The organism is uncultured Fretibacterium sp. (assembly GCF_963544685.1).
Taxonomy (GTDB): domain Bacteria; phylum Synergistota; class Synergistia; order Synergistales; family Aminobacteriaceae; genus CAJPSE01.
The window spans coordinates 1-25,507 of sequence record NZ_CAUUGJ010000008.1 but is presented as its reverse complement, the minus strand read 5'-3'; the positions used below and the strand labels follow the sequence as shown (position 1 = coordinate 25,507).

The following is a 25,507-nucleotide window of genomic DNA, read 5'->3' as shown; positions in this document are numbered from 1 at the left end:
GTAGAAGAAGTGAGAAGGATTGACAGGGTAAGATTGGGTATGGTGTTTGTGCTGGCGGCGCTTTTGATGGCGCCTGCAGCGGGATGGGCGAGAGTTTTCGATTACGCGCGGCTGCATTATTTCTTTCTGCCGATACAAATGCAGTTTGCCGACAGGGACACGGGAAACCCCATCGGCAAATCGTCCAACATGGTCATGTATGGGGGGCGGTCCCGGGAGTTCGCCGTCGATGCCGTGGACTTCAACCGAAACGGCGTTATCGACATTCGCGATTTCAACGTCTGGCCCGTCGCGGTAACTGTATCTCTGGATATTCTGATCTCCGGCGATCCCGCGGTTTCCGGCGACCTTCGCCCTGACGTATCCTTCGACATCCCCGTCCCGGGCAACCTCTCTACGGACGAGTTGCTTAGCGGCGATTTGTTGCCGCCGCAGGTTCGAGAGAAGCTCCGAGAGAGGTTTGAGGCCGCGTTCCTTGATGCCCTGAGAAGCAACTTCGGGCACTATTATCAGCCGAAGACCACATCGTCCGTGCAGGATCTTTTGGACGTGACCATGCTTGACGCTTCCAATATAGGTTTTTATAACTCTCGTGAGGATCCTCGAGTGGTCGCTCCCGTGCCACTGCCCCGACGGGTGCTCCTGTGCCGGGTGACGCCTAAACAGCAGCTGGGGGACAGAGGCTCAGACTATAATGAACAGCTCGCGCAGCTTAAATACACCATTTTCTTTGGACCGGTAGCCAAAATAAAAAGTGACTCGGATAGGGAAAAGATCGTGGATCGATCGGAGACCAGCGAGATGAACATTCTGGTGCGCCCCACCGACCAGGGAGGCAAGGGTGGGGACAACGGCGGCGGAAGCTGCGATGCGCTGGCCCTGGGGGCAGTTGCGCTTCTGGTGCCGGGGCTGTTCCTCCTCCGCAGGGGAAAGACGCAGGCTAAGGGTTAGAGAACGCAATACGGTATGATATGCAAAAAGGCCCGGACGAGCATGCCCTCGTCCGGGCTCATGTTTATGAGGGGGCGAATAACGGGGACCGTAAAGGTGCGGCGGAACCGTGTTAAAACAGGTACCGGATCGCCCAGAAAAAGCCCGCCAGGGCCAACCCCAGGAACAGAAGGAAGATCAGGTTATCGAAGAGGCCGATCCGTCTCCGCCTGTCGTTCGCCATGAGACGTGTCCGAAGGCGCAGGTCCTTGGTCAGGGTCAGGAGGCCGCGCATCTCCTCGTTGATCGTAAGGTAGACGTAGGTCTTGTCCTTGCGCCGATCAATGGATTCGACGGGGAATATGCTGGACTGCTTTGTGGCCTGCAGAAACTGCTGAACCAGGCCTCCAGCCCCCACGGTGCTTTGAATCTGCACCTCCAAGACATCCCCCGGGACGAGGTCCGCAAGGGGCTTGCCGTGGATGGGGTCGACGAGGGGCAGGCATTGGACGAGGATCCCCGAGAACGATTTGGGGCCTTCCTCGGCAGCCGTTTCCTCGGAAGATCCTCCCCTCCCCTCGGGGGCCTCCAGGAGCCCGGCCTCGATAAGTTCATCCCTGCCCGGACGCTCGATATCGCAGGATACGTCCAGAAGATAATGGCTCACGCGTTCGTAGCCCTTGCGGATCGCCTCCGAAATCCGGGACAGGATTCGCTCGGCGTCCTGAGGTCCCGCCCGATAGAGCTCCGCCCGATCCGCTGTGGGCAGAAGTTCCGGAATCAGAGGGGCCAGTTTGTCCCCCCAGGTCCTGTCGTAGGGCCCGATGCGGGACGAAAGCCTGTTGAAGGTCCTCCAGCCCTGCGAGGGGCTGAGGTCGGCGAGGGAGTCCGCATGGGTCACCCAAAAAGCCTGAAAGAGAGTCTTGCCCGTCGTTCCCTCGAAGATCAGACAAAACGCCCCGCACAGGTCCCCCACCTGTTTCGACGTGATGAAGGTGCATTTCAGGGCGACGTAGCCCTCGGACGCCTCCTCTGCAGGGGACTTCATGCCCATTTCGGCGGCGGTCGCCTCATCGGTCTCAGGGGAAACGGTGTTTGGACTGACTTCGTTCGGCGGCAAAACTGAGGACATGGCATCGGCTCCTTTTCATCGTTGCCCCTGTCTGCGGCGGTCCCGCGCAGGAGGGGCGCTCTCCCTCACTTAACGGAGAAACTTTTTGCGCTCCAGGACTTTCCGCGCTTCATCTCTCCGGAGACCAACTCGAGGTAGCGGCCGAAGCAGGAGGGGCATCGCTTTGTCGCGGCGTTCGCGTCCTCCTCGAATTCCTTTTTGCACTGGATGCATCGAAACTTTGCCATACGAGATCTCCTCCCCAATAGTCGCAATTGTGAGACTGCCGCGGAACACCCTCCGCCCGAGGTTTGCCGTAAACCCACGGCCGGAGGCGACGTTCGCCTCCTCCATATCATATCATAGGGAAAATACCATTCAGGAAAAATGCTGTTCAGGAAAAATGCCATTCCGGATCAACGGCATTCCGATCGTTTTCGCGGCGATGCCCGGAACTCCAGCCGGGGAAAAGGGACTCCGCCGCCCGTTGAGGACGATCAGAACGGACCGATGCGGAGAGGGGAGGGCTCGTCCTTCAGGGCCTCGGACATCTCCTCGAGGGATTTTCCCGTCAGCGGGTGGCTCCAGCCGGGCAGGATCTGAATGAGCGGCGTCAGCACGAAGGACCTCTCGGACAGGTGAAGGTGGGGGATCCTCAGGGCGGGGCTCTCGTAAATGCGGTCCCCGATCAACAGAATGTCGATGTCGATCAGGCGCGCGCCCCAGCGGATCGTCTCCTTACGTCCCATCCGTCTCTCGATGGCCTTCAGGGAGGCCAGAAGCGCCTCGGGGTCCGACTCCCCATCGATATCCAGGCAGAGGCAGGCGTTGAGAAAATGCGGCTGGTCGGTCACACCCCAGGGCTCCGTCTCGAAGACCTCGCTGGCACGAAGGATGGGCCCGATATCCTCCTCGATGGCCCGTGCCGCCTGGCGAAGGTTTCCGAGGCGGTTCCCGAGGTTCGTGCCGAGGCCGAGGGCTAAGACCGCCATGGGGCGACTTCTCGTATGGCCCGGGCCATGAGCATTGCCTGATGATTCTGCTCGACGTCGTGGACGCGCAGTATCTGTGCCCGTCCCTCCAGCAGGGCCGATATGGCCGTGGTCCCCTGAAGACGGCCGGCCGCATCCGCGGCGCGGGTCACTGCACCCGTGAAGCCCTTGCGGGAGTGGCCGATCAGAAGGGGGCGGCCGAGGGAACGGAAGCTCTCCAGCTCCTTCAGGATCAGCAGGTTGTCCTCGCCGCGTTTGCCGAAGCCCAGCCCCGGATCCAGGATGATGCGGTCCCGGCTCATGCCCGCAAGCTCCGCCTCGTGCATCTTCTCCTGAAAATAAAGCTGGATCTCGGTCAGCAGGTCGTCGTAGGAGGGGGAGTCCTGCATGGTCGCCGGGGTTCCCTGGATGTGGGAGAGCACGTAGGGCAGTCCCGTCCGGGCGGCGCAGGGCAGCATGGACCCGTCCAGGCCGAATCCCCCGACATCGTTGATGATGTCCGCGCCGGCGTCGGCCGCGGCCGACGCCACGTTGCCCTTGTAGGTGTCCACGGACAGGACGGCCTCGGGAAAGGCCCGGCGGACCGCCGAGAGCCGGGGCAGCAGGCGCTCGAGCTCCTCGGACTCGGGAGTGGGCGCGGAGCCGGGACGGGTCGACTCCGCGCCGAGGTCCAGGATGTCGGCGCCGGCGCTCAGCATGGCCTCCGCGCGGTGCAGCAGCTCCGCCTCGTCCGCGACGCGGCTGGGTGCATGGAAGGAGTCCGGGGTGAGGTTCAGGATGCCCATGATCCTCGTCGTCCGGTTCAGGGTCAGCGTGCGCCCTCCGGGCAGAGGGAGCGCCCATTCGACGACGTCGTCGTTTTGCAGCGACTCGGCAAGCGCCGTTCTCAGCGACTTCAGGCCCCAGCAGTCCATGGATCGGAGCTTCTGGAGGAGGGCGGCGAGCTGTCCGTCCGTCCCCATCATGAGGATGTCGCTGAGCTCCGTCCTGCCGTCGATGACGTGGCGCGCGACGATTGCGTCCCCCCCTCGCGCCAGAAGCTCCTGCTTGACGAACGCCGCCGCGCGGTAGTCCACCCGAGGGGCGAAGAAATGACGGACCCTTCGCTTGGGCTGAAAATAACGCAGAGAGCGCGGATCGGCGCCGATATGCCGGGCTATTGTCTCCAGGTCCCGGGACTTGGCTGCCGAGAGCGGATAGACGACCTGAACGGAAGCTGCTAGATTATCCATAGGCGGTCCTCCCCGATGAACGAATGAATGAATGAATGAGGCGAAAACGACTTCCATGCCCCTCTCGTGCCCTGCGACAAGCGGACGAAAAGGGCATGGAAGTCCCCGCTCGGAATGGTCTACTTCGACTTCAGCTGGTCGTAGACCTCCAAAACGATCCCGCCGTAGGCCGAGGCGGGCCCGCCGCCCATGAGAATGGCCACCTCTATGGCCTCCGCCACCTCCTCGCGGGTGACGCCCGCCTCGATGGCCTTCTGTGCGTGCGTCATGATGCAGGGCATACAGCGGGCGGCCAGCCCGAGCATCAGGGCGATCAGCTCCTTGGTCTTCAGGGGCAGCGTACCCTCCTTCAGCACGGAATCCTTGAAGGAACCAAAGGCCTTCATCGCCTCGGGGGCAGCCTCGGCCAGTTTGCCGCTTCGGACCTTTACCTCTCGAAAATCGGTCTTGACGTCCATCGTATCGAAAACCTCCAATTAATAATGATTAGATGCCGAAAAGCGACTTGACAATAGCCCGACCGCGGCCCTTTGTCAACGATGGATTCGCGGAGGCGTCGGAAATGCAAAAGGGCGGTCCTCCTGGGAAGCCCGCCCTTCATGTCTGGGGTTCGGCATAAGCGCCGGCCGACGGATGTCAGCTGGCCTGAATCCAGACGGCTGCGGCCTCGTTGAGCGACAGGTCCACCGTGTGCCTCTTCACCTGCACGGTGTATTCGCCATCCTTGACCTGAAGCAGGGTGACGTTGGTCCCGGAGGCCAGCCCGGAGTCCAGGAGCTTTTTGCGCAGCGGTTCATCGGCTGTGATGCGGATAATCTGCCCCTTGACCCCCTCCGGCGAAAGGGTCAGGGGTAGCGGCAGGAGGATCGGCTTCTCAAGGGCGGCGAAGGCCTCGTCCACCCAGGGGGCCCGCTCCGCGCGGGCGCGCCGGAAATATTCGAGCAGGGCGTAGAGCCGCTCCTCGGTCACGGCGTCGACATAATGCTCCATGCAGCAGGCCATCTCGGAGGACTTCTCCCGGTCCAGGCCCAGGAGCTCGTGGAAGAAGGCCCTCAGGCCCTCGTGCCGGCGGAATACGACCAGCCCCTTACGGCGCCCGCTGTCCGTCAGGTGCAGCGCCCCGTACCGTTCGTGATTCAGAAAACCCTGGTCGACGAGTTTCTGGACGGTGGCCGTGACCGTCCCCTTCGTGATCTTCAGACGCTCCGCCAAGTCCGTCACGGTCACAGTGCGTCCGGTACTCTCCAGAAGAAACAGTTCCTCCAGGTAATCCTCTATACGAGCCGTAATCATGGCGTCCTCCTCGGCAATCTGAATGTCTGACGCGGATGCTTTCGAAACGATATGGGGTCTTGTTCATGGGCAGTACAATGTTATCCTAGGACCGGTCGAGGTGTTTGTCAAGAAACGGGGAGGATGAAATGCGATTCTCCGTATTTCTATATTTTGTCCCGGCGTGAGATGTCGCCGGCGGGAGGGATGGAGATGGGGGGAATGAAGATGAGCGGGAGAGAGGACGGAAAGGGTAGTGGAAGGCGGCTTTTTTCCGTGGGGGCACTGCTGGCGGCCCTGCTGTCCCTGGCCGTTTCCTGCGGCATGGGCGCTGCGGTGCCGGTTCGGGACGTCGCCTCCCGCTTCGCGGAGGAGCGCCCCGTGGCGTGGGGGATGGACCTTCCCGGGATCCTGCGCCGGGCTTCCGTGGAGGATCGGGTCGTGGCCCTGACGTTCGACGCCTGCGGCGGGGCGAGGCGAGGCCGTGACGATTACGACCGGAGGCTGATCAGTTTTCTGGAGTCGGAGGGGATCCCCGCGACGCTCTTCCTCAATCTGCGGTGGATTCGCGCTCATCCGAGGACGGCCAGGGCCCTCGCGGGCAACCCGCTCTTCGAGATCGGCAACCACGGAGCGGAGCACCGTCCCCTGTCGGTCTCGGGCCGCCGGGCCTATGGAATCCAGGGGACGGCAAGTGCTGCGGAGGCCGTGGAGGAGGTGGAGGCCAACGTCGGCCCCATCATGGCCATGACGGGCCGTCGGCCGCTTTTCTTTCGATCGGGAACCGCGCACTACGATGACGTGGCCCTGCGCATCCTGGAGGCGCTGGGCTGTCGGGCCGCAGGGTTCAGCGTGAACGGGGACGAGGGCGGGACGCTGTCCGCGGGGGCAGTGAGGCGCAGGCTGCTCTCCGTCCGGCCGGGGGACATCGTCCTGTGCCACATGAACCGCCCCGCATCCGGGACGGCCGAGGGGGTACGGCAGGCTGTCCCGGAACTGCTGCGCCGCGGCTTCCGGTTCGTCACCCTGGAGGAGCTGTTGTCGCTGGAGCGCGGTCGATCGCCCGGATCGCCGAACCGTTAAAATTTCAGCAAACCGTTCTCGTCGAATTGAAAATCCGGCCCCCATGCCACTTCCCAACAATAGCCGTCGGGGTCGGAAAAATATGCGTGATAACCGCCCCAGAAGACATCCTGCGGTTCCTTCACGACGGTTCCTCCCGCATTTTCGACCAACTCGATGGTCTTATCGACGTCCTTCTTCTCCGCTACGTTGTATGCCAGGGTAATGCCGCAAAATCCGTTTCCTGTTGGAAGTGGACCATCCCCGCCGATGTCCTTTGCCAAGAGGTCCAGGGGATACAATTCAAATTTCGTCCCCGGCGTATCGAAAAAGCATACGGGCGGATTGTCCTCCCTGCAGTCCGTTTTGAATCCCAGGCCGTCCCGGTAAAATTTCATCGATCTCTCCATGTTTCTGACGCCCAGGCAGATGCAGGTGATCTTGTTCATCTTGTTTCAGCCTCCGCTATTCTCCCCTAAAGGTGATTGTCGAACCAATCGCAGATCTCCCGCAGGCGCGCCAGGCGGTTTTTGGGTTTTCCCGATCGGCTGAGCTCGTGGTTCTCGCCCTTGAAGACGCACATTCTGGCCTCCACGCCCAGGACCTTCAGGGCGGTGAACATCTGAAAGCCCTGATTCAGCTCGCAGCGGAAGTCCTCGGTCGAATGGATGAAGAGGGTGGGGGTCCGGGCCCGGTCGGCATACCGCACGGGCGACTCCGCCCACGCGGCCTCAGGGTTGCTCCAAGGCGTTCCCAGATGCTGGTCCTCGACGTAGTAGTAGCCGATGTCGCAGCCCCCGAACTTGGAGACCCAGTTGGCGATGCCCCTCTGGGAGACGGCCGCCTTGAAGCGGTTCGTCCGGGTGATGATCCAGTTCGTCATGTAGCCGCCGTAGGAGCCGCCGGTCACCCCCAGACGCTCGGGATCGATGAACTTCAGATTCTTGACGCACCAGTCCGTGAAGGCCATCAGGTCCCGGTAATCGGCGTCCCCATAGCGTCCGCGGATGTCCTCGAAAGCGCTGCCCCGCCCGTCGCCGCCCCGGGGGTTGCAGTAGATGACAGCGTAGCCCCGTGCGGCCCAGCACTGCATCTCGTGATGGTACACGTCCCCGAAGGCGGCCTTGGGTCCGCCGTGGATGTGCAGGATCGTGGGGTACCTCTCCCCCTCGCGGAAGTTGACGGGGCGCATGTACCATCCGTCCAGGACCCATCCGTCGCCGCCCTCCACGGAGACGTGGATGGGCTGCGACAGGCTCAGCTCCTCGAAGAGCGGCCGGTTGAAGGCGGTGATGCGCCTCTCGGCGCCCCCCTCCAGGACGTGAAGCTCGGGGAGGTTCAGCCCCTCGTAGGCGACGTAGGCGATGCGGCGGTCCGATACCGCGTAGTCAATGACGGCGGAGACGGCCGAGGTCAGGGTCTTCAGGCGTCCGTCCGGCGTCACGGAGCAGATGCGGCTCTTCATGACGTCGGTGGCGCAGCAGATCAGCCCCATGCCGCTGGGGAAGATGGCCCCGCTCAGCTCCGAGCAGCCGTAGCCGGAGTCCGCCACGATGGCGTGCCCCAGGCTGGAGTCGAGCTCCGGGGTCAGGCAGCCGAGCCTGCCATCCCGCAGGTGGTAGACCCGTGCGTTTTGGTTGACGCCCGTGCTCCTGCGGTCCGCGGCGGTGACGACGACCTCGCCGTCGCTCCAGGCGGCGTGCTTGAAGGTGAACGCCAGGCCCGGCGTAAGGCATCGGCAGTCCCCCGAGGCGAGGTCCAGCTCGTAGACGGCGTTGTCGGGAAGCTTGACGTCCCTGTAGTCCGAGGCCACGAGCAGCGCGGCGGTACGCTTCGCGTTCAGGGCCGTCCGTGCGACGTCCATCAGGAGCGGGGTCAGGCGCGTGAATTCGCCCTTCGTCCCGTCGTAGACGCCCAGACCGATGCGCCGCTGTCCGATGTACCCCTTGCCGTTGGCCATGAAGGGAAGCTGCTCTAAGACCATCATGTCCGCGCCCTCGGGGTTGTGGCCGTCGCACTCGCGCTCGAAGACCGCCGTGATCAGGTAGCGCTCCCCGGGAAGTGCCTGGATGGCGTTTGCGGCGTGGGGAATCTCGAAGAGAAGCTCCGCCTCGCCGCCGTCGACGCCGATGGAGTAGAAACGGGTCGCGGCGTTTCCTTTTGCATGGGAACACCTGGGTTCGCCCCGCTTCGAGGCGAAGACAATCCGGGCCCCGTCGAGGCTCCAGCAGAAGAACTGCTCCGAGCCGGAGGCGGTCAGCCGCCTGTTCGTCTCCGCGGTGAGGTCGGCGATCCAGATGTCCGACGCATAGCCATTTTTCTCCAGGTCGGGACGGCTGACGCGGTAGGCGATCCTCTCCCCGTCAGGGGAGAAGGCGGGGTTCGACAGGAAGTGGAAGCCGAGAAGATCGTTGTGTTCGACAGGGCGTTTCATGAGCGTGAGTACCTCCTGAAAGGGGTTCGAAAAAAGCGTCCCGCCGCTCCGGGCGGAGGGACGGAGCCGTTTTTATCGGGCTTCGTCGGCCGGGACCGCGTCGATGCGAAAGACGTTGATCACGTCCGGATCGGGGCAGCAGAACGCGATGGAGTCCGTGCTCCTGCACGGGGGGATGGAGCCCCCGTAGCGCAGGATGTCGATGTAGGGGAAGCCCGTGTGCAGGGCCATGGGGCAGAGTTTGCCGCGCTCGGTGTCGTAGTCGAAGGTGTCCCCGACCCTGTGCCCTCTGTGGCAACCATGGGGTCCCCTGCGTTCGATCAGGGTCAGGACGATTCGCGGCCGTCTCCGTGGAGCGGTGCCGGCGGTCTTTTCCATGTTATTCCTCTTCCTCCTTGCTCATATAGTTCTGCAGGTCCCGGGAGGTCTTCTCCAGGTGCCGGGACAAAGCCTCGAGCGCGGCGTCGCGGTCCCTTGCCCTGACCGCCTCGAGGATGGCCCGGTGCTGGGTCTCGGACTCCTCCCTCATGGAGGCGAGATGCAGGCGGATGTACCGGTCCACCTGCTGCCGAAGCCGGGCGATGTGGTCGAGCGTCATGGGACGGTCGGCGGACTCGTAGAGCAGGGTGTGAAACAGGATGTTCTGCTCTCTCCAGACGATGCAGTCCGGCTCGGCCTCCATCTTGTCGAGGAGCTTCTCCGCCGCGGCCATCGTCTCCTCCGTTATGGAGGGAAAGGCGATGTGCAGGACGTTCGTCTCCAGGGCGGCGAGCATCTCGTAGATCTCGCGCGTCTCCCCGGCGCTCAGCCCCGTGACCACGGCCCCGCGCCGGCCGCGGAAATCGACCAGCCCCTCCGTCTCCAGCAGGCGGAGCGCCTCGCGCAGCGGGATGGGACTGACCTTCAAGCGTTCCGCGAGCAGGCTCTGATGCAGGGGCTCGCCGTCCGCCAGCAGGCCGCGATAGATGGCCTCCCGAAGGATGTTGGCGATGTAGTAGGGGGCCGGGTTGTCCTTGAGGTGAATGGGAATGAGCCGTTCCAGGGAGCGATAGGGGGTCTCCGTTTCCATGGCTTCCGCTTTCATGGCTTCCACGTCCTTTCCCGAGGGGACCGAGCCGTTCGAGAATAAGCTGCGCGCTCGTTTCATTATAGTGCATGCCGCCGGGCTCCGGGCTTCAGACTGTCAAAAGCCCCAAGAAAATAAATTTGTTTTTCCTGTTGCTTTTATTTATAAACAAAAGTATAATAAACACGCCCAAAGATCGGCTTTCGCCTTTGGCGTGTCCGGCGCGGCCGATGGGGATTTGAAGAACAGGGGAGGAAAACGGGATGAAACGTGTGGGGCAATTTGCGGCGGTGCTGGCGGCTGCCGTGTCCCTCTTCGCGTGGGGGACCGAGGGGTTCGCCGCGGAGCCCATCAAGATCGGCTATATGGCGACTCTGACGGGCGATGGGGCGACCTGGGGACAGCATGAGCGCGACGGGGCGCTCTTGGCCGTCAAGGACATCAATGCCAGGGGAGGCCTGCTGGGGCGGCCGCTCGAGCTGATCTGCTACGACGTCAAGGGGAAGCCCGAGGAGGGGGTCAACGCTGTCCGCAGGCTGATCCATGACGACAAGGTCGTTGCGATCGGGGGGACCAACTACAGCGGCATTCAGCTCGCGATCGCCCCCATAGCCGAAAAGGGACAGGTTCCGGTCATCGCGACGGCGGCGACGAACCCGACGGTGACGGTGGACCCCAATACGGGCAAGGTGCGGCCCTACATGTTCCGCATCTCCTACACGGACCCCTATCAGGGAAGGGTGATCGCGGACTACCTCATCAAGAAGTGCGGGGCCAAAAAACTGGCGATCATCGGCGATGTGGGGGACGCCTATTCCGAGGGCCTGACGGAGTTCATCAGGAAGACCGCGGATGAGAACGGAGTGGAAAACAATTTCTGGGCCTTCCGCGGAGGAGACGTGGATTTCCGCGCGCAGCTGACGGCGGCCCGGGAGTGGGGGGCCGACGCGGTAGCGCTGACGATGCTCTACAAGGAGATGGGCCTCGTGATCAAGCAGGCCGCGGAACTGGACTGGAAACCCCTCTTCATGGGTGGGGACGGCTACAGCCCCAATATTGCCGAAATAGCCGGCGAGGCGCTGAACGGAACCTTCTGGGTGAGCAGCATAAATATCGACGATCCCATGTTCGACGGCATGAAGGAGAAGTACAGGGCGGAGTACGGCAAGGAGGCGACGGAGATAGCGAACACCATCTCCGCCTATGATGTCCTGTTGATGATCGCTCACGCCATCGAGACGGCGGGGGTTGCCGAGGGACCGGCCATCAAGGAAGCGATCGAGAATACGAAGAACCTTCAGGTGACGCATTTCAATTGGACCGTCGACAAGGAGACTCACAATCCCTTGAACAAGCCCGGATCGGTGTTCGAGGCGAAAAACGGCAAACTGGTCTTCCTGGAGCAGTGGAAGCCCGAGGGGGCTCCGGTCAAATGAGGCGGCGCTGGGGATTGTGGCACGGAATGAATATTCACATGGAATAATTCGATAGACCGGGTGACGGGCCGGAGCGAGGACGCTCCGGCCCGTCCCTGTCCGTGGCCACGAGCGGAGCAGCGGTGCGCTTCGCGTCTGCGTGACGTCCATGTCCCCTCCGAGCCGTTCGAGGATGACCAGCGTGTTCGTTTCGTTATAGTGCATACCGCCGAGGTCCTGATTTCACACCGTCAAAAGCCCCGAGATAATAAATTTATTTTTCCTATTGCTTTTATTCATAAACAAAAGTATAATACACGCACCCAGGGTTTGGCTTTCGTCCTTGGCGTGTCCGGCGGGCCGATGGGGATTTGAAGTGCAGGGGAGGAACGTGGGATGAAGCGTGTGGGGCAATTTGCAGTGGTGCTGGCGGCTGTCGCGTCGTTCTTCGCGTGGGGGACCGAGGGGTTCGCCGCGGAGCCCATCAGGATCGGCTATATGGCGACCCTGACGGGCGAGGGGGCGACCTGGGGACAGCACGAGCGCGAAGGGGCGCTTATGGCCGTCAAGGACATCAATGCCAGGGGGGGCGTGCTGGGGCGGCCGCTCGAGTTGATCTGCTACGACGTCAAGGGGAAGCCCGAGGAGGGGGTCAGCGCCATCCGCAGGCTGATCTATGATGATAAGGTCGTTGCTATTGGGGGGAGCAACTACAGCGGCATTCAGATTGCCGTGGCGCCCATTGCCGACAAGGGACAGGTCCCTGTCGTCTCGAGCACGGCGACGAACCCGGCGGTGACGGTGGACCCGGACACGGGAAAGGTGCGGCCCTACATGTTCCGCATCGTCTACACGGACCCCTATCAGGGAAAGGTGATTGCGGACTACCTCATCAAGAAGTGTGGGGCAAAAAAGCTGGCGATCATCGGCGATGTGGGGGATGCCTATTCCGAGGGGCTGACGGAGTACGTCAAAAGGACGGCGGAGGCCCTTGGGGTCGAGAATCAGTTCTGGGGGTTCCGTGGTGGGGATGTCGATTTTCGTGCGCAGCTGACGGCGGCCCGTGAGTGGGGGGCCGACGCGGTGGCCCTGACGATGTACTATAAGGAAATGGGGCTCGTGATCAAGCAGGCCGCCGAGATGGACTGGAAGCCCCTCTTTATGGGGGGGGACGGGTACAGCCCCAATATGTTCGAGATCGCGGGCAAGGCTATGGAGGGAACCTATTGGGTGTACCCCATGAACGCGGACGATCCGATCCTCGACCCCATCAAGGCCGCCTTCAGAAAGGAGTACGATCGGGACGCTACGGAGGTGCTGAACGTTGTCCTTGCCTACGATGTCGTCTTGATGATCGCCAACGCGATCGAGACGGCGGGCGTCGCCGAGGGGCCGGCCATTCGGGATGCCCTCGAGAATACGCAGGATTTTAAGGTCACGCATTTCGTCTGGACGGTGAACAAGGAGACCCATGACCCTCTGAACAAGCCGGCGTCCGTCCTGGAGGCGAAGGACGGGAAGCTGGTCTTCCTGGAGCAGTGGAAGCCCGAGGGGGCTCCGGTCAAATGAGGCGGAGCTGGGGATTGTGGCACGGAATGAATATCCGCATGGAATAATTCGATAGACCGGGCGACGGGCCGGAGCGAGGGCGCTCCGGCCCGTCGCCTGTCGTCGGCTCGGCGGATTCGTCCTCCCGTTTGCCCTCTCTCTGTTAAAATACTGTGGAATCCGCTGTTACGGATATTTAAGGGAGGAGTGGAAGGAATATGGACGAGGAAAAGAGTACGGACTTCGATATCGTAAACGGGCGGCTGGCCCGATTGAGGGCCCTGATGCGCGAGAAGGGGGCGGACGCCTTCGTCCTCATGGTCCTGGAGCGGCTCAACTCGGAGAGCTGCCATTACATCTCGGGCTTCCGCGGAAGCTCCGCCGCCCTGCTCATCGACGGGGAGGACGCGCGCCTGGTCACGGACGGGCGTTACCGGACCCAGGCCGCGAAACAGTCGCCCTTCTCCCTGACCGTCCAGTCGGATCTGCCCCTGCCGGCCTATGTCGCCAGGGCGGTGACGGAGAGGGGGTGGCACACGGTCGCCTTCGAGGCGGAGAAGGTGTCGCAGGCCCTCTTCGAGGCGGTCTTCCGGCCCCTTTCCGTCCGTTGGGTGGACGGCTCGGCCTTCATTCCCTCGCTGCGCCGTTCCAAGGACGGGACGGAGGCCGACGCCATACGCAGGGCCGCGGTCATCGCCCGCAAGGCCTACGATTCCGTCCTGGAGCAGGTGAGGCCCGGGATGACGGAGGTGGAGTTCGAGAGCCGGATGCTCTCCGAGATCAAGAGGCTGGGCGGGGAGAAGGGCTGGGTCCATGACGACTTCATCGTGGCCTCGGGGGATCGGGGAGCCATGTGCCATGCGCGGGCGACGTGCAGGCCCTTCGAGAGCGGGGACACCGTGACGTTCGATTACGGCGTGACGGTGGACGGCTACATGTGCGACATCACCCGCAACTTCGCCGTGGGCCGTGCCCAGCCGAGGGCCGTCGAGCTGGACGACATCCTGCTGAGGGCGCATCGCGAGGCGGCGGCGGCCCTCCGTCCCGGCATCGCGGGCCGCGACGTGGATGCGGTCGCCAGAAAGATCATCACCGACGCGGGGTACGGCAAGGACTTCGTGCACGGCCTGGGGCACGGTCTGGGGCTCGAGATCCATGAGGCCCCGCGCCTCTCCGCGATCTCGAAGGACATCCTCCAGGTCGGCGACGTCGTGACGATAGAGCCGGGCATCTATATCGAGGGATGGGGCGGTCTCCGCATCGAGGACGACTATCTCATCACCGAGACGGGGTCGGAGTGCCTGACCTTGTCGGACGATCAGTCGCTGAGGGTCGTGGAATAGAACACGGGACTGTTTTTGGGGTGGCAGCGGGGAAGCCATACTTCCCTGCCGGAATGATTCCGATTCCAAATCGTTCGTATGCTTCGTCGTTTTTGCTCGCCTTGCTCGACGTACTTTTTTGTACGCCTGGTGAAGAACCCAAGCGACCCGCTCAACTCGCTACGTTCGTTGGCGGTCTGCTCATTCGCTGCGGCTCGCAAAAGCCGTCTTGTCTGCAAACGATTTGAAATTGGAATAAGGGGGCTTGGCCCCCGGGAAAGGGGAACGGGTAAGTGGAAAGCAGCACGGAGAGGCCCGGCGCGGTCGGGGCGGAACAGCTGGACGCGTTGGATACGGCGGACAACGAGATCGTTCGGCAGAGGGTGGAGAAGCTTCGGCGCCTTCGCGGGGAGGAGGGGTATGACCCCTACGTGGTGGAGAAATGGGAGCGCAGGGATACCCTGAAGGATGTCGGGGCGCGTTTCGCGCACCTCGAGTCGGGGCAGACGGACGACGCCGTGACGGTCCGCACCGCCGGGCGCCTGATGACGCTGCGGCGGCAGGGCAAGGCGACCTTCGCCGACCTCGCGGACGAGGAGGGACGGATGCAGCTCTATTTCCAGGTCAACGAGCTGGGCGAGGCTCCCTACGAGTTCCTGAAGAAATGGGTCGACACGGGCGACTGGATCGGCATCGTCGGCCACCCCTGCCGGACCCGGCGCGGGGAGCTCACGATCCTGGTGAAGGAGTTCAAGCTGCTGAGCAAGGCGATGCGGCCGCTCCCCGAAAAGTGGCACGGCCTCACCGATACGGAGGCGCGCTACCGCCGGCGCTATACGGACCTGATCGCCAACCCCGAGGTGCGCGAGGTCTTCCGCAAGCGCGCGCGGATCATCGCGTCCTTCCGCAGGACCCTGGAGGAGCACGGGACCCTGGAGGTCGAAACCCCCACGCTGTCGGTGCTGGCGGGCGGAGCCAACGCCCGTCCCTTCAAGACGTTCCACAACGCCCTGGGGCTCCCCATGTTCCTGCGCATCGCGCCCGAGCTCTACCTGAAGCGCCTGATCGTGGGGATGATGGGGCGGGTCTACGAGATCGGCAAGAACTTCCGCAACGAGGGGATCGACACCATGCACAACCCCGAGTTCACCATGATGGAGGTCTACTGGGCCTACTCGGACTACGAGGACATGATGAACCTGGCCGAGGAGCTCATCCGCAACGCGGCCCGCGCCATCGGCCCCCTGCAGATCGAGTGGCAGGGCGTCCCGCTGGACCTCGAAAAGCCCTTCCGCCGCGTGACGATGCTGGATATGGTCCGGGACCATACCGGCGTGGACTTCCGCGGTGTGAGGACCGACGAGGAGGCCAGGAGGATCGCCGCGGACAAGGGGCTGGCCGGGGAGCTCAAGGGGACCGAGAGCCGCTTCGCCGTCCTGAACCTGATGTTCGAGGCGTTCTGCGAGGAAAAGATCACGGACCCCACCTTCGTCATCGGGCATCCGACGGAGATATCCCCGCTCTCCAAGCGGGACCCGGAGAACCCGGACTATACGCATCGCTTCGAGCTCTTCATGTGCGGCAAGGAGCTGGCCAACGCCTTCAGCGAGCTGAACGACCCGCTGGACCAGAGGGGGCGCTTCGAGGACCAGCTGCGGAAGAAGGAGGCGGGGGACGAGGAGGCCCACGATTTCGACGAGGACTTCATCAACGCCATCGAGTCCGGGCTTCCCCCGACCGGAGGCATGGGAATAGGCATCGACCGGCTCGTGATGTTCCTGACGGACTCCCGCTCCATCCGGGACGTCATCCTCTTCCCCGCGATGAAGCCGAAGGCTTGAGCCAGGGGCCCCTATGACCAACCCCAACGTGCCGTCCGGCGGAAAGGACGCGGGGAACGCGGCCGGACGCATTGCCGAGCGGATGGAGGAGCTCTTCGAGCTCGTTACGCATCACGCGCGCCTCTACTATGAGAAGGACGCTCCCGAGCTCTCCGATGCGGACTACGACGCCCTGGTCCGGGAGCTGGTCGCCCTGGAAAAGGAGCATCCGGAGCTCGCCCGGCCCGATTCCCCGACCCGGCGCGTCGGCGGCGCGGTCTTGGAGGGATTCGGCAAGGTCGAGCACCGGCGCCCGATGCTCTCGCTCGACAACGTCTTCGACTCGGGGGAGCTGGCGTCGTTCCTGGCCCGGATGCGGGGGGCCGTGCCGGACGCGGATGCGGCGGACTGGGCCTTTACCTGCGAGATGAAGATCGACGGCCTGGCCGTCTCCCTCCTGTACGAGGACGGGGTATTCGTCCGCGGGGCGACCCGGGGCGACGGACGCGTGGGGGAGGACGTCACCGGGAACCTGCGCACCCTGCGTTCCCTGCCCCTGCGCCTGAGGGGGAGCGTGCCCGGAACTCTGGAGGTGCGCGGGGAGGTGCTGATGACCCGGAGCCGTTTCGAGGCGCTGAACCGCCGCCGGGAGGAGCGCGGGGAGCCTTTGTTCGCCAACCCCCGCAACGCCGCCGCCGGGACGCTGCGCCAGCTGGACCCGGCCGTGACCGCGGAGCGCGGGCTCGACATATTCCTGTACTACGTCCTGGAGCCCCAGGCCCGCGGGATCGCGCGTCAGAGCGACGCCCTGTCCTGGCTCGCGGAGCGGGGACTTCCGGTTCAGCCTGCCTGGGAGCGCTGTCCCGGCCTGGCCGAGGTCGAGGGGTTCATCGAGAAATGGCGGGAGGGGCGTTTTGGGCTGGACTACGTGACGGACGGGGTCGTGGTGAAGCTCGACGACATCGGGCTCTGGGACGGGCTCGGGGCGACCTCGCACGCGCCGCGCTGGGCCGTGGCCTACAAATATCCTCCCGAGGAGGCCTTGACCCGCGTCCTGAGCATCGACGTCTCCGTCGGCAGGACGGGCGCCCTGACCCCGGTGGCGAACCTGGAGCCGGTACGGCTGGCGGGGACGGCGGTGCAGCGGGCGGGGCTCCACAACGAGGACGAGATTCGGCGCAAGGACATCCGGGTCGGGGACACGGTGCGCGTTCGCAAGGCGGCCGAGATCATCCCGGAGGTGGTCCGCGTGGAGACCTCGCGTCGGACGGGGAGCGAGACGCCCTTCGTCATGCCGAAACACTGCCCGGCGTGCGGCGCGGAGGCGGTGCGGCTGCCGGACGAGGCGGTGTGGCGCTGCCCGAACCGGTCCTCCTGCCCGGCCCAGCTGAAGGAGGGCCTGCGCTATTTCGCCTCGCGGGCCGGCCTGGACATCCGGGGGCTCGGCGAACGTCTGGCGGAACAGCTGGTCGATACGGGGAGGGTCCGGGACCTGGCGGACATCTACGACCTGACCGAGGCGGATTGGGCCGCCATGGACAGGATGGGGGAGAAGTCGGCCCGAAACCTCCTGGCGGGACTCGAGGCCTCGAAGAAGCGCCCGCTGTCCTCCCTGCTCGCGGCTCTGGGCATCCGCTACGTCGGGACGCGCGTCGCGGAGCTTCTGGCCGGGCACTTCGGGCACATGGACCGCCTGAAGGAGGCCTCCGAGGAGGAGCTCGCGGGGATCGACGGGGTCGGTCCCGTCATCGCGTCCTCGGTCGAGGCGTTCTTCCGGGAGCCTGCGAACCGGGAGCTGCTGTGCCGGCTCCGGGAAAGGGGCCTGAATTTCGTCGGGGAGGAGAGGGGAGGGGCCGGCAGCGGCGCCCTGTCGGGCAAGAGCTTCGTGTTCACCGGGGAGCTCTCCTCGATGAAGCGGTCCGAGGCCGAGGCCCGGGTCCGCGCCCTTGGCGGGACGGCCGCCGCGGCCGTCAGCTCCAGAACCGGCTGCGTCGTCGCGGGCGAGGGAGGCGGCTCGAAGCTGAGAAAGGCCCGGGAACTGGGCGTCTCCGTGATCGACGAGGAGGCGTTCTTGAGGATGCTCAGGGAGGCGGAGTGAAGGGGGCGGGGTGACCCGCCCTCACCGTTCCCCCCGCTGCACGACCCGCGCCCCGTCGGTCAGGTCCGACGCGGGGTAGAGGATCACCCGTTCCCCGGGGCGAAGTCCGTCCAGGACCTGGGCCTCGATGCCGTTGTCCCGCCCCGCCTCGACGGTCCGAAGCCTCGCGACGCCATCCTCGACCACGAAGGCGGCCCACTTCCCGTCGCTGCGGAAGAGCGCGCTGGACGGCACGGTGAGGGCGTCGCGGTCCTCCCAGACGACGATCCTGGCCTCGACGCGGAAGCCATGCCCGAGCCTTCCGAGGGATTCCTGCAGGTCGGTGAACCGGACGACGACGTTCACCCTCTGCTCCTCGACCCCGAGGGCGGAGACCTTGGTGAACGCGAACGGCTCGATCTTCTCGACGACGCCGTTCAAGGGCCTGTCCCCGCCCCAGCCCGACAGGACGACCCGGTCGCCCGACGTGACGCGGACGGCCTCCGAGGACAGGAGCTCGATGACGACCTCCAGCCCGTTCTCGACATCCCCGACCTCCATCAGGGGGGTCCCGGCGGACAGGGGGCCCTCGCTCTCCCGCATCACGCGCAGCACCCGGCCATCGGCCGGCGCGCAGATGGGGATGACGTTCGTCGCGGTTGTTTCTGTCCCCGCCCCCTTGTCCCCGAAACGGCGCAGCCGCGACAGGGCGCCCTTGCGCTCTGCATCCCTCACGGCGATCGCGGCCTCGGCGTTGTGCAGGGCCGCAGCGGTCGTGCGGGCCTCCCGTTCGGCCTGGTCCAGCTGGAGCTGGCTGGCGGCTCCGGAGCTCCTCAGGCCACGTATCCGGCGCAGCTGTACCTGGGCCAGGTCGCGGTCGGCGACAGCCCGCTCCCGGTCGGCCCGCGCGAGCTTCAGCGCCGCCTCCGCCGCGGCGAGGGCGGCGCGGGCCCCGGTCTCGTCCCGGGCGTCCAGGGGCGTGGGGGCGGACGGGACCATCCTTGCCACGACGCTCTTCCCCGCTGAGACCACGTCGCCGGGCCGGACCTCCACCCGCAGCAGGCGGCCGTCGACCGGCGCGGACACCGTGTAGGCATCGCGGACCCGCGTTCGGCCCTCCTCGTCGACCGTCAGGGTCATGGGCCGCCGGACGACCTCCTCCATATCGACCTCCAGGGGAAGGGGCCGAAAGGCATAGGCCAGGGCGACGGCGATCAGGGCAGCGGCGCCGAAGGTGAAGAACTTTCTCGAAATTTTTTTACGCATCTTCCCACTACTCCCTTGTCCATCACTCTCTCGTCTTGATGACGGAGACGAGGTCCGCCCTGTCCATGATCCGCTTCACCAGCCATCCCGAGACGACGGCGGACCCAAGGACCACCACGGCCCCGGTCCCGGCGCTCGCCGAGGTGAAGTGGGTCGGGATCTGATAGAGTTCCATGCTGAAGGCCTCGACGAACAGGAAAAAGGCCCCGTAGCCCAGAAGGGTCCCCCCCGCCAGCGCCGCAAGGGTGACGACCGCCAGCTCGCCCAGCAGGACGAAGGCCGTCTCTCCTCGGGTGAACCCCATGACGCGCAGGCTGGCCAGGTCCCGGGCGCGTTCGGCGTAGGCGATGCTCGCGGCGTTGTAGACCACGCCGAAGGCGACCACGCCGGCTATCGCCAGGATGAGGTAGCGCATGGAGCCGGGCCCGCTGTCCATCTGTTGCCGAAACGCCGCACGAGCATCGTTTTTTACCCTCACGCCCGCTATGGAGGGCATCCGCTTGAGCGCCCGGTAGATGGAGGAGGCACTCGCCTCGTCGATCCGAAGGTAGGCCCCGGAGACGCGGTTCGGCTCGCGCAGCGCCCGGTTCAGGGAGTCCAGGTCCATGAAGGCCGGGGCCCCCATCACCGTCCCGGCCACGCCGACGACGGGGAGGGACAGCCTCGGTCTCCTCCCGGTCCGCACCTCCACGTCCAGGATGTCGCCCTCCCGCACGCCCAGCTTGCTCGCGAGGGTCTGTCCCAGGACGACCCCGCCCGGGCGCAGGGGGATGGGGCGCAGCTCGGCGTCCAGGGCAAGGTTGAGGCGCTGGGGCGAGATCAGACCGTCGATCGTCCCGTGATGATCGCGGAGCCCGTGGCGCAGGATGACGGGGATGCTGCGCACCGGCTCCGCCTCGATCACGCCCGGCAGGCTGCGCAGCTCGTAGAGCGTCCGGTCCGAGGCGGCGTCGTTGAAGACGACGGCCAGGTTGCTGTGGTCGAAGATGTCGAAGGTCAGGGATACCGTCGTGTCGAAGCTCCCCAGGATGGCGATCATGCCCACGGATAGCGCCATGCCGAAGGCAATCCCCGCCGCTGCCCCGATCATGCGTCCCGGACGCCGGAGCAGGCGGCGCAGCACCATGCGGCAGGGCTGGTCCAGGCGCGCGTCGAGGCGTCGGGTCAGCCCCCCGGTGCGGCTGTAGTCCGGCGGGGCGGGCGGCCGCATCGCGGAGGCTGGGGTCAGAGCGAAGACCCGGCGCAGGACGAAGCAGCCCCCGGCCGCGGCCGAGCCGATGCTCACCAGGAACCCCATGAGAAACGGCCTGGGGTCGGGGCGGAAGGTCAGGGACGGGAACTTGAAGTGGAGCAGGTAGACGCCGGCCAGAGCCCGTCCCGCCAGCACGCCCAGGACACATCCGGCCGCGGCGCCCAGCACGGCGATGGCGACGACCATCTTGAAGTAGTGGAGTCCCACCGCCAGGTCGGAGTAGCCGAAGGCCTTGATCAGCCCGATCTGCTCCCGCTCGGAGTGGACCATGCGCGAGACGACGAGGGTGAGCAGAAACGCCGCCACGATGAGAAAGAGGGGCGGTATCGTGATGCTCATGGAGCGGAGCTGGTCGAGTTCGTCGCCGACGAACCGGTTGGAGTGCTGATTCTCCCGCCCATAGGAGCCGGTTCCCCCGTAAGGATCGAGGAGGCGGTCCACGGCGTCGAGGACCGCCGCGAGGCGGGTGCTGCGGTCCAGGGTCAGGATGGCCTCGTTGAAGGCCCCCTCCATCCCGTAGGCGGCGGCAATGGCCCGGCGGCCCATCCAGAGGATTCCGTACAGGGCGTCGTTCGCGACGACCTCTCCGGGCGCCGTGATGTAGATGAACTCCGGCGACTGTGCCAGCCCCACGATGCGCAGGCTCCGGCGCGAGCCGTTCATCGTGACGGCGAGCCGGTCCCCCGGCCTCAGCCCGCGGGCCGAGGCGAAGCTCCGGAGCAGGAGGATCTCGTCGGCGTTCCCGGGGTCGGGCAGGCGCCCGGTGACGAGTCGGACGCCGTTCAGGTAGGCGCCGTCCATGTCCGGGAGCGAGAGGGCCCGGCCCCGGACCGGGAGCTCGAGTCCCGGCAGGTCGATCAGGGCCTCCCCGACGACGCGCCCCTCGGCCGCCGAGACGCCGGGCAGCGCGGCGAGGGTGTCGATCAGGAAGCGCGGCGCGCGCTTGACCGGCGCGAACACGTCGGCGAACCGACAGCTCTCGTAGTAGGCCCGGCGGGTCTCCCGGATGGAGACGTGCAGGCCCGACATCATGACCAGTACCATGACCCCCATGGCCACGACCGCGCCGATGGCGGCGACCTGTCCCTTCATCCTCCAGAGGTCCCGGATGAGCTTCCGGTCCAGGGTCCGCAGCGGGATCACCATTCAATGGCCTCCGGATCGCTTCGCTCCGCGTTCTCGACGATCGAGCGGATCGCCCCGTCCGCGAAGTGGATCACCCGGTCCGCCATGCCGGCCGTCGCCGCGGCGTGGGTCACGATCAGGACGGTCGTCCCCAGTTCATTGTTGACGTCCGTCAGGACCTTCAGCACGGCCCGTCCGGTGCTGCTGTCGAGCGCCCCCGTGGGCTCGTCGCAGAAGAGCACCGTCGGCCGCTTGGCCACGGCGCGGGCGATGGCGACGCGCTGCTGTTCCCCGCCGGAGAGCTGCGAGGGGAAATGGTCCAGCCGCCCTCCCAGACCCACGAGCGCAAGGGCCTCGTCCGGGGACATCGGGTTGGGGGCGATCTCCGCCACCAGTTCGACGTTCTCCCGGGCGGTGAGGCTGGGCATGAGGTTGTAGAACTGAAAGACGAACCCCACGTGGTCACGCCGGTAACGGGTGAGCTGGGGCTCCGCCATGGCGCCGAGGTCCGAACCGCGGAAGCGCACCGTGCCCGCCGTCGGGCGGTCCAGTCCGCCGACGACGTTCAGCAGGGTGGTCTTACCGCTTCCGGAGGGCCCCAGCAGGACGACCAGCTCCCCCTCGCGGATCGTCAGGTCGATCCCCCGCAGGGCGTGGACGGCCGCCGTCCCCTCCCCATAGACCTTCATCAGGCCCTCGATCTCGAACACCGGGGCCCCACTTTCCCTTTCCTTCGGCTCCCTCTTCAATCGAATCCTACCTCCGTTCCGCTGGAGATGCACAGCCTGACAACCCGAACGATGCGTCGATATCGAAAGAAACAGGACTCCTTATTGTATCACCGATGAAACATTCGGCGATGTGCGGGCGCTCGCCCAAAACCACCGGCTGCGACGGTCTTAACGAGGATCGAGCGCGTTGTTGTATGGGTTAAGCTGAGCTGTCCAATACATGGCGTTTTCCATTGACAACGGATCTGATTTTGGATAAATTATCAACTGAGGTGCGAAACTTAAAAAATATTTCAATTTCGGAAGTGAAAACTCATGCACTATATTGAAAGACCGGAATACATGCAGCGGCTCAGTGACCTCATGGGAACGCCGGACATTAAAATTATCACCGGAGTGCGGCGCAGCGGCAAGTCCGAGCTGATGAAAGCATATATCAGGAAGATTATAGAAACGGAGGGCGATGTCAATATCATCTTTGTGGACTTTTTCGATCTGAAATATGAAGACCTCAAAGAGTATCATGCACTCTATGGCTATATAGAAAAACACTATGATCCGGATAAACGAAATTATGTTTTTGTGGATGAAGTGCAGCTTTGCGAAAAGTTTGAACTTGCGATCAACAGTTTGCATACATCCCAAAAATATGATCTGTATATCACCGGCTCCAATGCTTTTCTTTTAAGTTCTGATCTTACGACGCTATTTACTGGAAGGTTCATAGAGATCCATGTCTTCCCGTTCAGTTTTGCAGAGTTCTGCCGGTATTATGTGGATGAAAAGGATACGGCAAAGCTCTTTGACGAATATGTAATTGAGGGCGGCTTGGCGGGGTCTTATGCATACCGAACGGATCGTGACCGTACAAACTATATCCGTGATGTGTATGATACGATCATCAACCGGGATCTGGTGACGAAGTATCACCTGCCGGATACTGCAACGCTGGAGCATCTGGCAGAGTATATGATGGACAATGTTTCCAATCTGACTTCCCCCAATAATATCAGTGATACGCTTTCAGCAAATGTGGTCACTACGAATCATAAGACGGTCGGTAACTATATCAGATATCTCTGTGATGCTTATGTTTTTTACGGTGTCCGCCGGTACGATATTCGCGGGAAAAAATATCTGAAGACTTCCGTGAAATATTATCTGAGCGATACGGGCTTCCGATTTGCGAGGCTGGGCAGGCGAAATCTCGACTATGGAAGGATGTATGAGAACATCGTCTGTATTGAATTGATGCGGCGCGGATATGAGGTCTATGTTGGAAAGCTGTATCAGAAGGAAGTCGATTTCGTAGCGGTACGCGGTGACGAAAAGATTTATATTCAGGTCAGTGATGACATTACACGACAGGAAACCTTTGAGCGGGAATATGGTCCTCTTCTTAAAATTAAAGACGCTTATCCGAAGTTGATCCTAGCCAACACGAAGCATGAAACGTACGACTACGAGGGGATCAGGATACACAATCTGGCGAACTGGCTTCTGCAGAAGTGTGGTGGGGGGGTATAAGGTCGCATTGTTTCCCTACCTGTTTTATCGTGGTGAGAGCCTTGACAAGAAGGGCAAAAAACGCATAGGATCAGCTGCAATGCTTTTATGTGCTTTTTCATGCTTGAACCTCAAGGATAACGGTCCTTGACTTGCAGATCATTATTTGGCGATGCGCGGGCGCTCGGATGCGGCGTGGGGGGACTGTGGAGGGGGACGAAAAACCGCCGGTCCGGGGAAGGGCGAGCCCCTTCTGCCGCGAGCCGGCGGGGTACGAAGGACAATTCAGGAATGTGTCTATTGAAAATACTTGGCGACGGGATGCTGCCTCCTGGCCCTGTCCAGGGCGGCCATAAGGTTTTTACGAAGGGTCGGCATGTCGTCCATGTCCGCCGTTTCCTGGGCCAGGAGCTTGTTTCCGATGTAGAGACGGTCGCCCTCGAGCCGGAGGTCGTAGGGGGCGAGCTCCATCTGGAAGTCGCTGTCCAGTCTGGTTCGGACCTGCTCGAGTGCCGCGCGGACCTCCGGCGTCTTTCTGCCGCCCCAGACCGCGTAGCCGTCCAGGGTCAGCTCCGCGCGATTGGGGGTCTCCCGGAAGGCGGTCCGCAGGAGGGCCAGCGAGTGCTTCCGTTCGACCCTGATGTTGCGTTCCCTCAGCTTGTCGAGTGCTGCCTGAAGGCGCTCCCTGGACTCCGGGTGGTCCATGTAGATGCCATAATCCCGGATCGGCTGCTTCAGCTCCTCGTTCATGAACTTTTCCAGCAGTGTGACCATCCCGCCGGGATGGTATCCCGCGGCGATGAGAACGTCCAGCCCATTGCTGTCCGCCTCCTTCTCGAACTCCATCGTGTAGGAGTTCGTGATCGTCACCTGGGCCACCTGAGCCAGGACGACCGGGGCCGCCGCTCCACCGCTCAGGAGCATGACGGCAAGCGCCGCAAGGGAGACGGCTTGGGACTTCGCGGCCATCTTCAGCCCGTGGCTGCGGTCCGCGTGGGTCATTTCGTGGGCCATGACCGCCGCTATCTCGGAATCGGTCTTGAGGAGGTCGAGAATGCCCGAGGTGAAGAAGATGAAGCCGCCGGGCAGGCAGAAGGCGTTGAGCGCCTCGGTCTTGACGATGCGGATCTCATAGGGGATGCGGCGCTCCATGTGGGGTTCGAGGCGGTTCAGGATCATCCGAAGGCGCGCGAGACGAGCGGGGTCCGCCTCCAGGGGCCAGCTCTTCTCGATCTCCGCCAACGCCTTCTGGCCGATCTTTCGTTCCTTCTCCAACCCAAGGCCGGCGCCGTCGTCCTTCTGTCTCTTATACACATCTGACGCTGCCGACGACTAGTCGAGTGTAG

22 protein-coding genes are annotated in these 25,507 nt (G+C 63.7%); 8 read left to right on the top strand and 14 right to left on the bottom strand.

Annotated elements, in window-relative coordinates; all coding sequences use genetic code 11:
• Nucleotides 1–9: 9 nt before the first annotated feature.
• Nucleotides 10–951, top strand: coding sequence for a hypothetical protein (locus tag ABLA28_RS01740; RefSeq protein ID WP_347712257.1), 942 nt, complete (start codon nt 10–12; stop codon nt 949–951).
• A gap of 112 nt (nt 952–1,063) precedes the next feature.
• Here the strand turns inward: ABLA28_RS01740 and ABLA28_RS01735 are convergent, their stop codons facing one another.
• The 6 genes from ABLA28_RS01735 to ABLA28_RS01710 all read right to left on the bottom strand — a co-directional run bounded on the left by ABLA28_RS01735 (nt 1,064) and on the right by ABLA28_RS01710 (nt 5,558).
• Entirely contained in the window at nt 1,064–1,984 is a 921-nt protein-coding gene (locus ABLA28_RS01735) for a hypothetical protein (protein ID WP_347712256.1), read from the bottom strand.
• 143 nt (nt 1,985–2,127) lie between these two features.
• Entirely contained in the window at nt 2,128–2,289 is a 162-nt protein-coding gene (locus ABLA28_RS01730; RefSeq protein WP_299076259.1) for a hydrogenase expression protein HypA/HybF, read from the bottom strand.
• A gap of 249 nt (nt 2,290–2,538) precedes the next feature.
• The gene (folK, locus tag ABLA28_RS01725; protein ID WP_347712255.1) at nt 2,539–3,033 is read right to left on the bottom strand and encodes a 2-amino-4-hydroxy-6-hydroxymethyldihydropteridine diphosphokinase; all 495 of its coding nucleotides are present in this window, start codon (nt 3,031–3,033) and stop codon (nt 2,539–2,541) included.
• Nucleotides 3,021–4,265 (bottom strand): dihydropteroate synthase, encoded by a 1,245-nt coding sequence (gene folP / locus ABLA28_RS01720; protein WP_347712254.1) that lies wholly within the window; start codon nt 4,263–4,265, stop codon nt 3,021–3,023. Before folP ends, folK begins: the two co-directional genes overlap by 13 nt.
• Nucleotides 4,266–4,384: 119 nt before the next feature.
• A complete protein-coding gene (locus ABLA28_RS01715) occupies nt 4,385–4,723 on the bottom strand; it encodes a carboxymuconolactone decarboxylase family protein (RefSeq protein ID WP_347712253.1) in 339 nt (112 codons plus the stop codon).
• A 178-nt stretch (nt 4,724–4,901) separates the two neighbouring features.
• Complete coding sequence (locus tag ABLA28_RS01710) at nt 4,902–5,558, bottom strand: metal-dependent transcriptional regulator (protein WP_347712252.1); 657 nt, start codon at nt 5,556–5,558, stop codon at nt 4,902–4,904.
• A 207-nt stretch (nt 5,559–5,765) separates the two neighbouring features.
• Here ABLA28_RS01710 and ABLA28_RS01705 point away from each other — a divergent pair, with 207 nt between their 5' ends.
• Nucleotides 5,766–6,620 (top strand): polysaccharide deacetylase family protein, encoded by an 855-nt coding sequence (locus ABLA28_RS01705; RefSeq protein ID WP_347712251.1) that lies wholly within the window; start codon nt 5,766–5,768, stop codon nt 6,618–6,620.
• Here ABLA28_RS01705 and ABLA28_RS01700 read toward each other — a convergent pair.
• The 4 genes from ABLA28_RS01700 to ABLA28_RS01685 all read right to left on the bottom strand — a co-directional run bounded on the left by ABLA28_RS01700 (nt 6,617) and on the right by ABLA28_RS01685 (nt 10,117).
• On the bottom strand, nt 6,617–7,048 hold the full coding sequence (locus tag ABLA28_RS01700) for a VOC family protein (RefSeq protein ID WP_314716415.1): 432 nt from the start codon (nt 7,046–7,048) through the stop codon (nt 6,617–6,619). The two genes, ABLA28_RS01705 and ABLA28_RS01700, sit on opposite strands and share 4 nt — an antisense overlap.
• Before the next feature lie 26 nt (nt 7,049–7,074).
• Nucleotides 7,075–9,033, bottom strand: a complete 1,959-nt coding sequence (locus tag ABLA28_RS01695) for a S9 family peptidase (protein WP_347712250.1) — start codon at nt 9,031–9,033, stop codon at nt 7,075–7,077.
• 72 nt (nt 9,034–9,105) lie between these two features.
• Nucleotides 9,106–9,411 carry a TIGR04076 family protein gene (locus ABLA28_RS01690; RefSeq protein ID WP_347712249.1) on the bottom strand — a complete coding sequence of 102 codons (306 nt, stop codon included), beginning with the start codon at nt 9,409–9,411 and terminating at the stop codon, nt 9,106–9,108.
• A 1-nt stretch (nt 9,412) separates the two neighbouring features.
• Nucleotides 9,413–10,117, bottom strand: a complete 705-nt coding sequence (locus tag ABLA28_RS01685) for a GntR family transcriptional regulator (RefSeq protein ID WP_347712248.1) — start codon at nt 10,115–10,117, stop codon at nt 9,413–9,415.
• 245 nt (nt 10,118–10,362) lie between these two features.
• Here ABLA28_RS01685 and ABLA28_RS01680 point away from each other — a divergent pair, with 245 nt between their 5' ends.
• The 5 genes from ABLA28_RS01680 to ligA all read left to right on the top strand — a co-directional run bounded on the left by ABLA28_RS01680 (nt 10,363) and on the right by ligA (nt 18,302).
• On the top strand, nt 10,363–11,535 hold the full coding sequence (locus tag ABLA28_RS01680; RefSeq protein ID WP_347712247.1) for an ABC transporter substrate-binding protein: 1,173 nt from the start codon (nt 10,363–10,365) through the stop codon (nt 11,533–11,535).
• Between the two features lie 375 nt (nt 11,536–11,910).
• Nucleotides 11,911–13,083 carry an ABC transporter substrate-binding protein gene (locus ABLA28_RS01675; protein ID WP_347712246.1) on the top strand — a complete coding sequence of 391 codons (1,173 nt, stop codon included), beginning with the start codon at nt 11,911–11,913 and terminating at the stop codon, nt 13,081–13,083.
• Between the two features lie 197 nt (nt 13,084–13,280).
• Complete coding sequence (locus ABLA28_RS01670) at nt 13,281–14,405, top strand: aminopeptidase P family protein (protein WP_347712245.1); 1,125 nt, start codon at nt 13,281–13,283, stop codon at nt 14,403–14,405.
• A gap of 272 nt (nt 14,406–14,677) precedes the next feature.
• Entirely contained in the window at nt 14,678–16,225 is a 1,548-nt protein-coding gene (gene lysS / locus ABLA28_RS01665) for a lysine--tRNA ligase (RefSeq protein WP_347712244.1), read from the top strand.
• Nucleotides 16,226–16,238: 13 nt separating this feature from the next.
• A complete protein-coding gene (gene ligA, locus ABLA28_RS01660; protein WP_347712243.1) occupies nt 16,239–18,302 on the top strand; it encodes an NAD-dependent DNA ligase LigA in 2,064 nt (687 codons plus the stop codon).
• A 21-nt stretch (nt 18,303–18,323) separates the two neighbouring features.
• Here the strand turns inward: ligA and ABLA28_RS01655 are convergent, their stop codons facing one another.
• Genes ABLA28_RS01655 through ABLA28_RS01645 form a run of 3 tightly spaced genes read right to left on the bottom strand, consistent with a single transcriptional unit; the run spans nt 18,324 to nt 22,673 of the window.
• Complete coding sequence (locus ABLA28_RS01655; protein WP_347712242.1) at nt 18,324–19,547, bottom strand: HlyD family efflux transporter periplasmic adaptor subunit; 1,224 nt, start codon at nt 19,545–19,547, stop codon at nt 18,324–18,326.
• A gap of 22 nt (nt 19,548–19,569) precedes the next feature.
• The gene (locus ABLA28_RS01650; RefSeq protein WP_347712241.1) at nt 19,570–21,945 is read right to left on the bottom strand and encodes an FtsX-like permease family protein; all 2,376 of its coding nucleotides are present in this window, start codon (nt 21,943–21,945) and stop codon (nt 19,570–19,572) included.
• A complete protein-coding gene (locus ABLA28_RS01645) occupies nt 21,939–22,673 on the bottom strand; it encodes an ABC transporter ATP-binding protein (protein ID WP_315099500.1) in 735 nt (244 codons plus the stop codon). The genes ABLA28_RS01650 and ABLA28_RS01645 overlap by 7 nt, the downstream gene beginning before the upstream one ends.
• A 297-nt stretch (nt 22,674–22,970) precedes the next feature.
• On the opposite strand from ABLA28_RS01645, the gene ABLA28_RS01640 reads away from it, so the two are divergent.
• Nucleotides 22,971–24,182, top strand: coding sequence for an ATP-binding protein (locus tag ABLA28_RS01640; RefSeq protein ID WP_347712240.1), 1,212 nt, complete (start codon nt 22,971–22,973; stop codon nt 24,180–24,182).
• A 276-nt stretch (nt 24,183–24,458) separates the two neighbouring features.
• Here ABLA28_RS01640 and ABLA28_RS01635 read toward each other — a convergent pair whose 3' ends face one another.
• Complete coding sequence (locus ABLA28_RS01635) at nt 24,459–25,475, bottom strand: M48 family metalloprotease (RefSeq protein WP_347712239.1); 1,017 nt, start codon at nt 25,473–25,475, stop codon at nt 24,459–24,461.
• Nucleotides 25,476–25,507 lie beyond the last annotated feature (32 nt).

Coding starts and splice junctions, on each gene's coding strand:
- ABLA28_RS01735 (WP_347712256.1), bottom strand. CDS start 1,984: ATGGGCATGAAGTCCCCTGCAGAGGAGGCGTCCGAGGGCTACGTCGCC.
- ABLA28_RS01730 (WP_299076259.1), bottom strand. CDS start 2,289: ATGGCAAAGTTTCGATGCATCCAGTGCAAAAAGGAATTCGAGGAGGAC.
- folK (WP_347712255.1), bottom strand. CDS start 3,033: ATGGCGGTCTTAGCCCTCGGCCTCGGCACGAACCTCGGGAACCGCCTC.
- folP (WP_347712254.1), bottom strand. CDS start 4,265: ATGGATAATCTAGCAGCTTCCGTTCAGGTCGTCTATCCGCTCTCGGCA.
- ABLA28_RS01715 (WP_347712253.1), bottom strand. CDS start 4,723: ATGGACGTCAAGACCGATTTTCGAGAGGTAAAGGTCCGAAGCGGCAAA.
- ABLA28_RS01710 (WP_347712252.1), bottom strand. CDS start 5,558: ATGATTACGGCTCGTATAGAGGATTACCTGGAGGAACTGTTTCTTCTG.
- ABLA28_RS01705 (WP_347712251.1), top strand. CDS start 5,766: ATGAGCGGGAGAGAGGACGGAAAGGGTAGTGGAAGGCGGCTTTTTTCC.
- ABLA28_RS01700 (WP_314716415.1), bottom strand. CDS start 7,048: ATGAACAAGATCACCTGCATCTGCCTGGGCGTCAGAAACATGGAGAGA.
- ABLA28_RS01695 (WP_347712250.1), bottom strand. CDS start 9,033: ATGAAACGCCCTGTCGAACACAACGATCTTCTCGGCTTCCACTTCCTG.
- ABLA28_RS01690 (WP_347712249.1), bottom strand. CDS start 9,411: ATGGAAAAGACCGCCGGCACCGCTCCACGGAGACGGCCGCGAATCGTC.
- ABLA28_RS01685 (WP_347712248.1), bottom strand. CDS start 10,117: ATGAAAGCGGAAGCCATGGAAACGGAGACCCCCTATCGCTCCCTGGAA.
- ABLA28_RS01680 (WP_347712247.1), top strand. CDS start 10,363: ATGAAACGTGTGGGGCAATTTGCGGCGGTGCTGGCGGCTGCCGTGTCC.
- ABLA28_RS01675 (WP_347712246.1), top strand. CDS start 11,911: ATGAAGCGTGTGGGGCAATTTGCAGTGGTGCTGGCGGCTGTCGCGTCG.
- ABLA28_RS01670 (WP_347712245.1), top strand. CDS start 13,281: ATGGACGAGGAAAAGAGTACGGACTTCGATATCGTAAACGGGCGGCTG.
- ligA (WP_347712243.1), top strand. CDS start 16,239: ATGACCAACCCCAACGTGCCGTCCGGCGGAAAGGACGCGGGGAACGCG.
- ABLA28_RS01655 (WP_347712242.1), bottom strand. CDS start 19,547: ATGCGTAAAAAAATTTCGAGAAAGTTCTTCACCTTCGGCGCCGCTGCC.
- ABLA28_RS01650 (WP_347712241.1), bottom strand. CDS start 21,945: ATGGTGATCCCGCTGCGGACCCTGGACCGGAAGCTCATCCGGGACCTC.
- ABLA28_RS01640 (WP_347712240.1), top strand. CDS start 22,971: ATGCACTATATTGAAAGACCGGAATACATGCAGCGGCTCAGTGACCTC.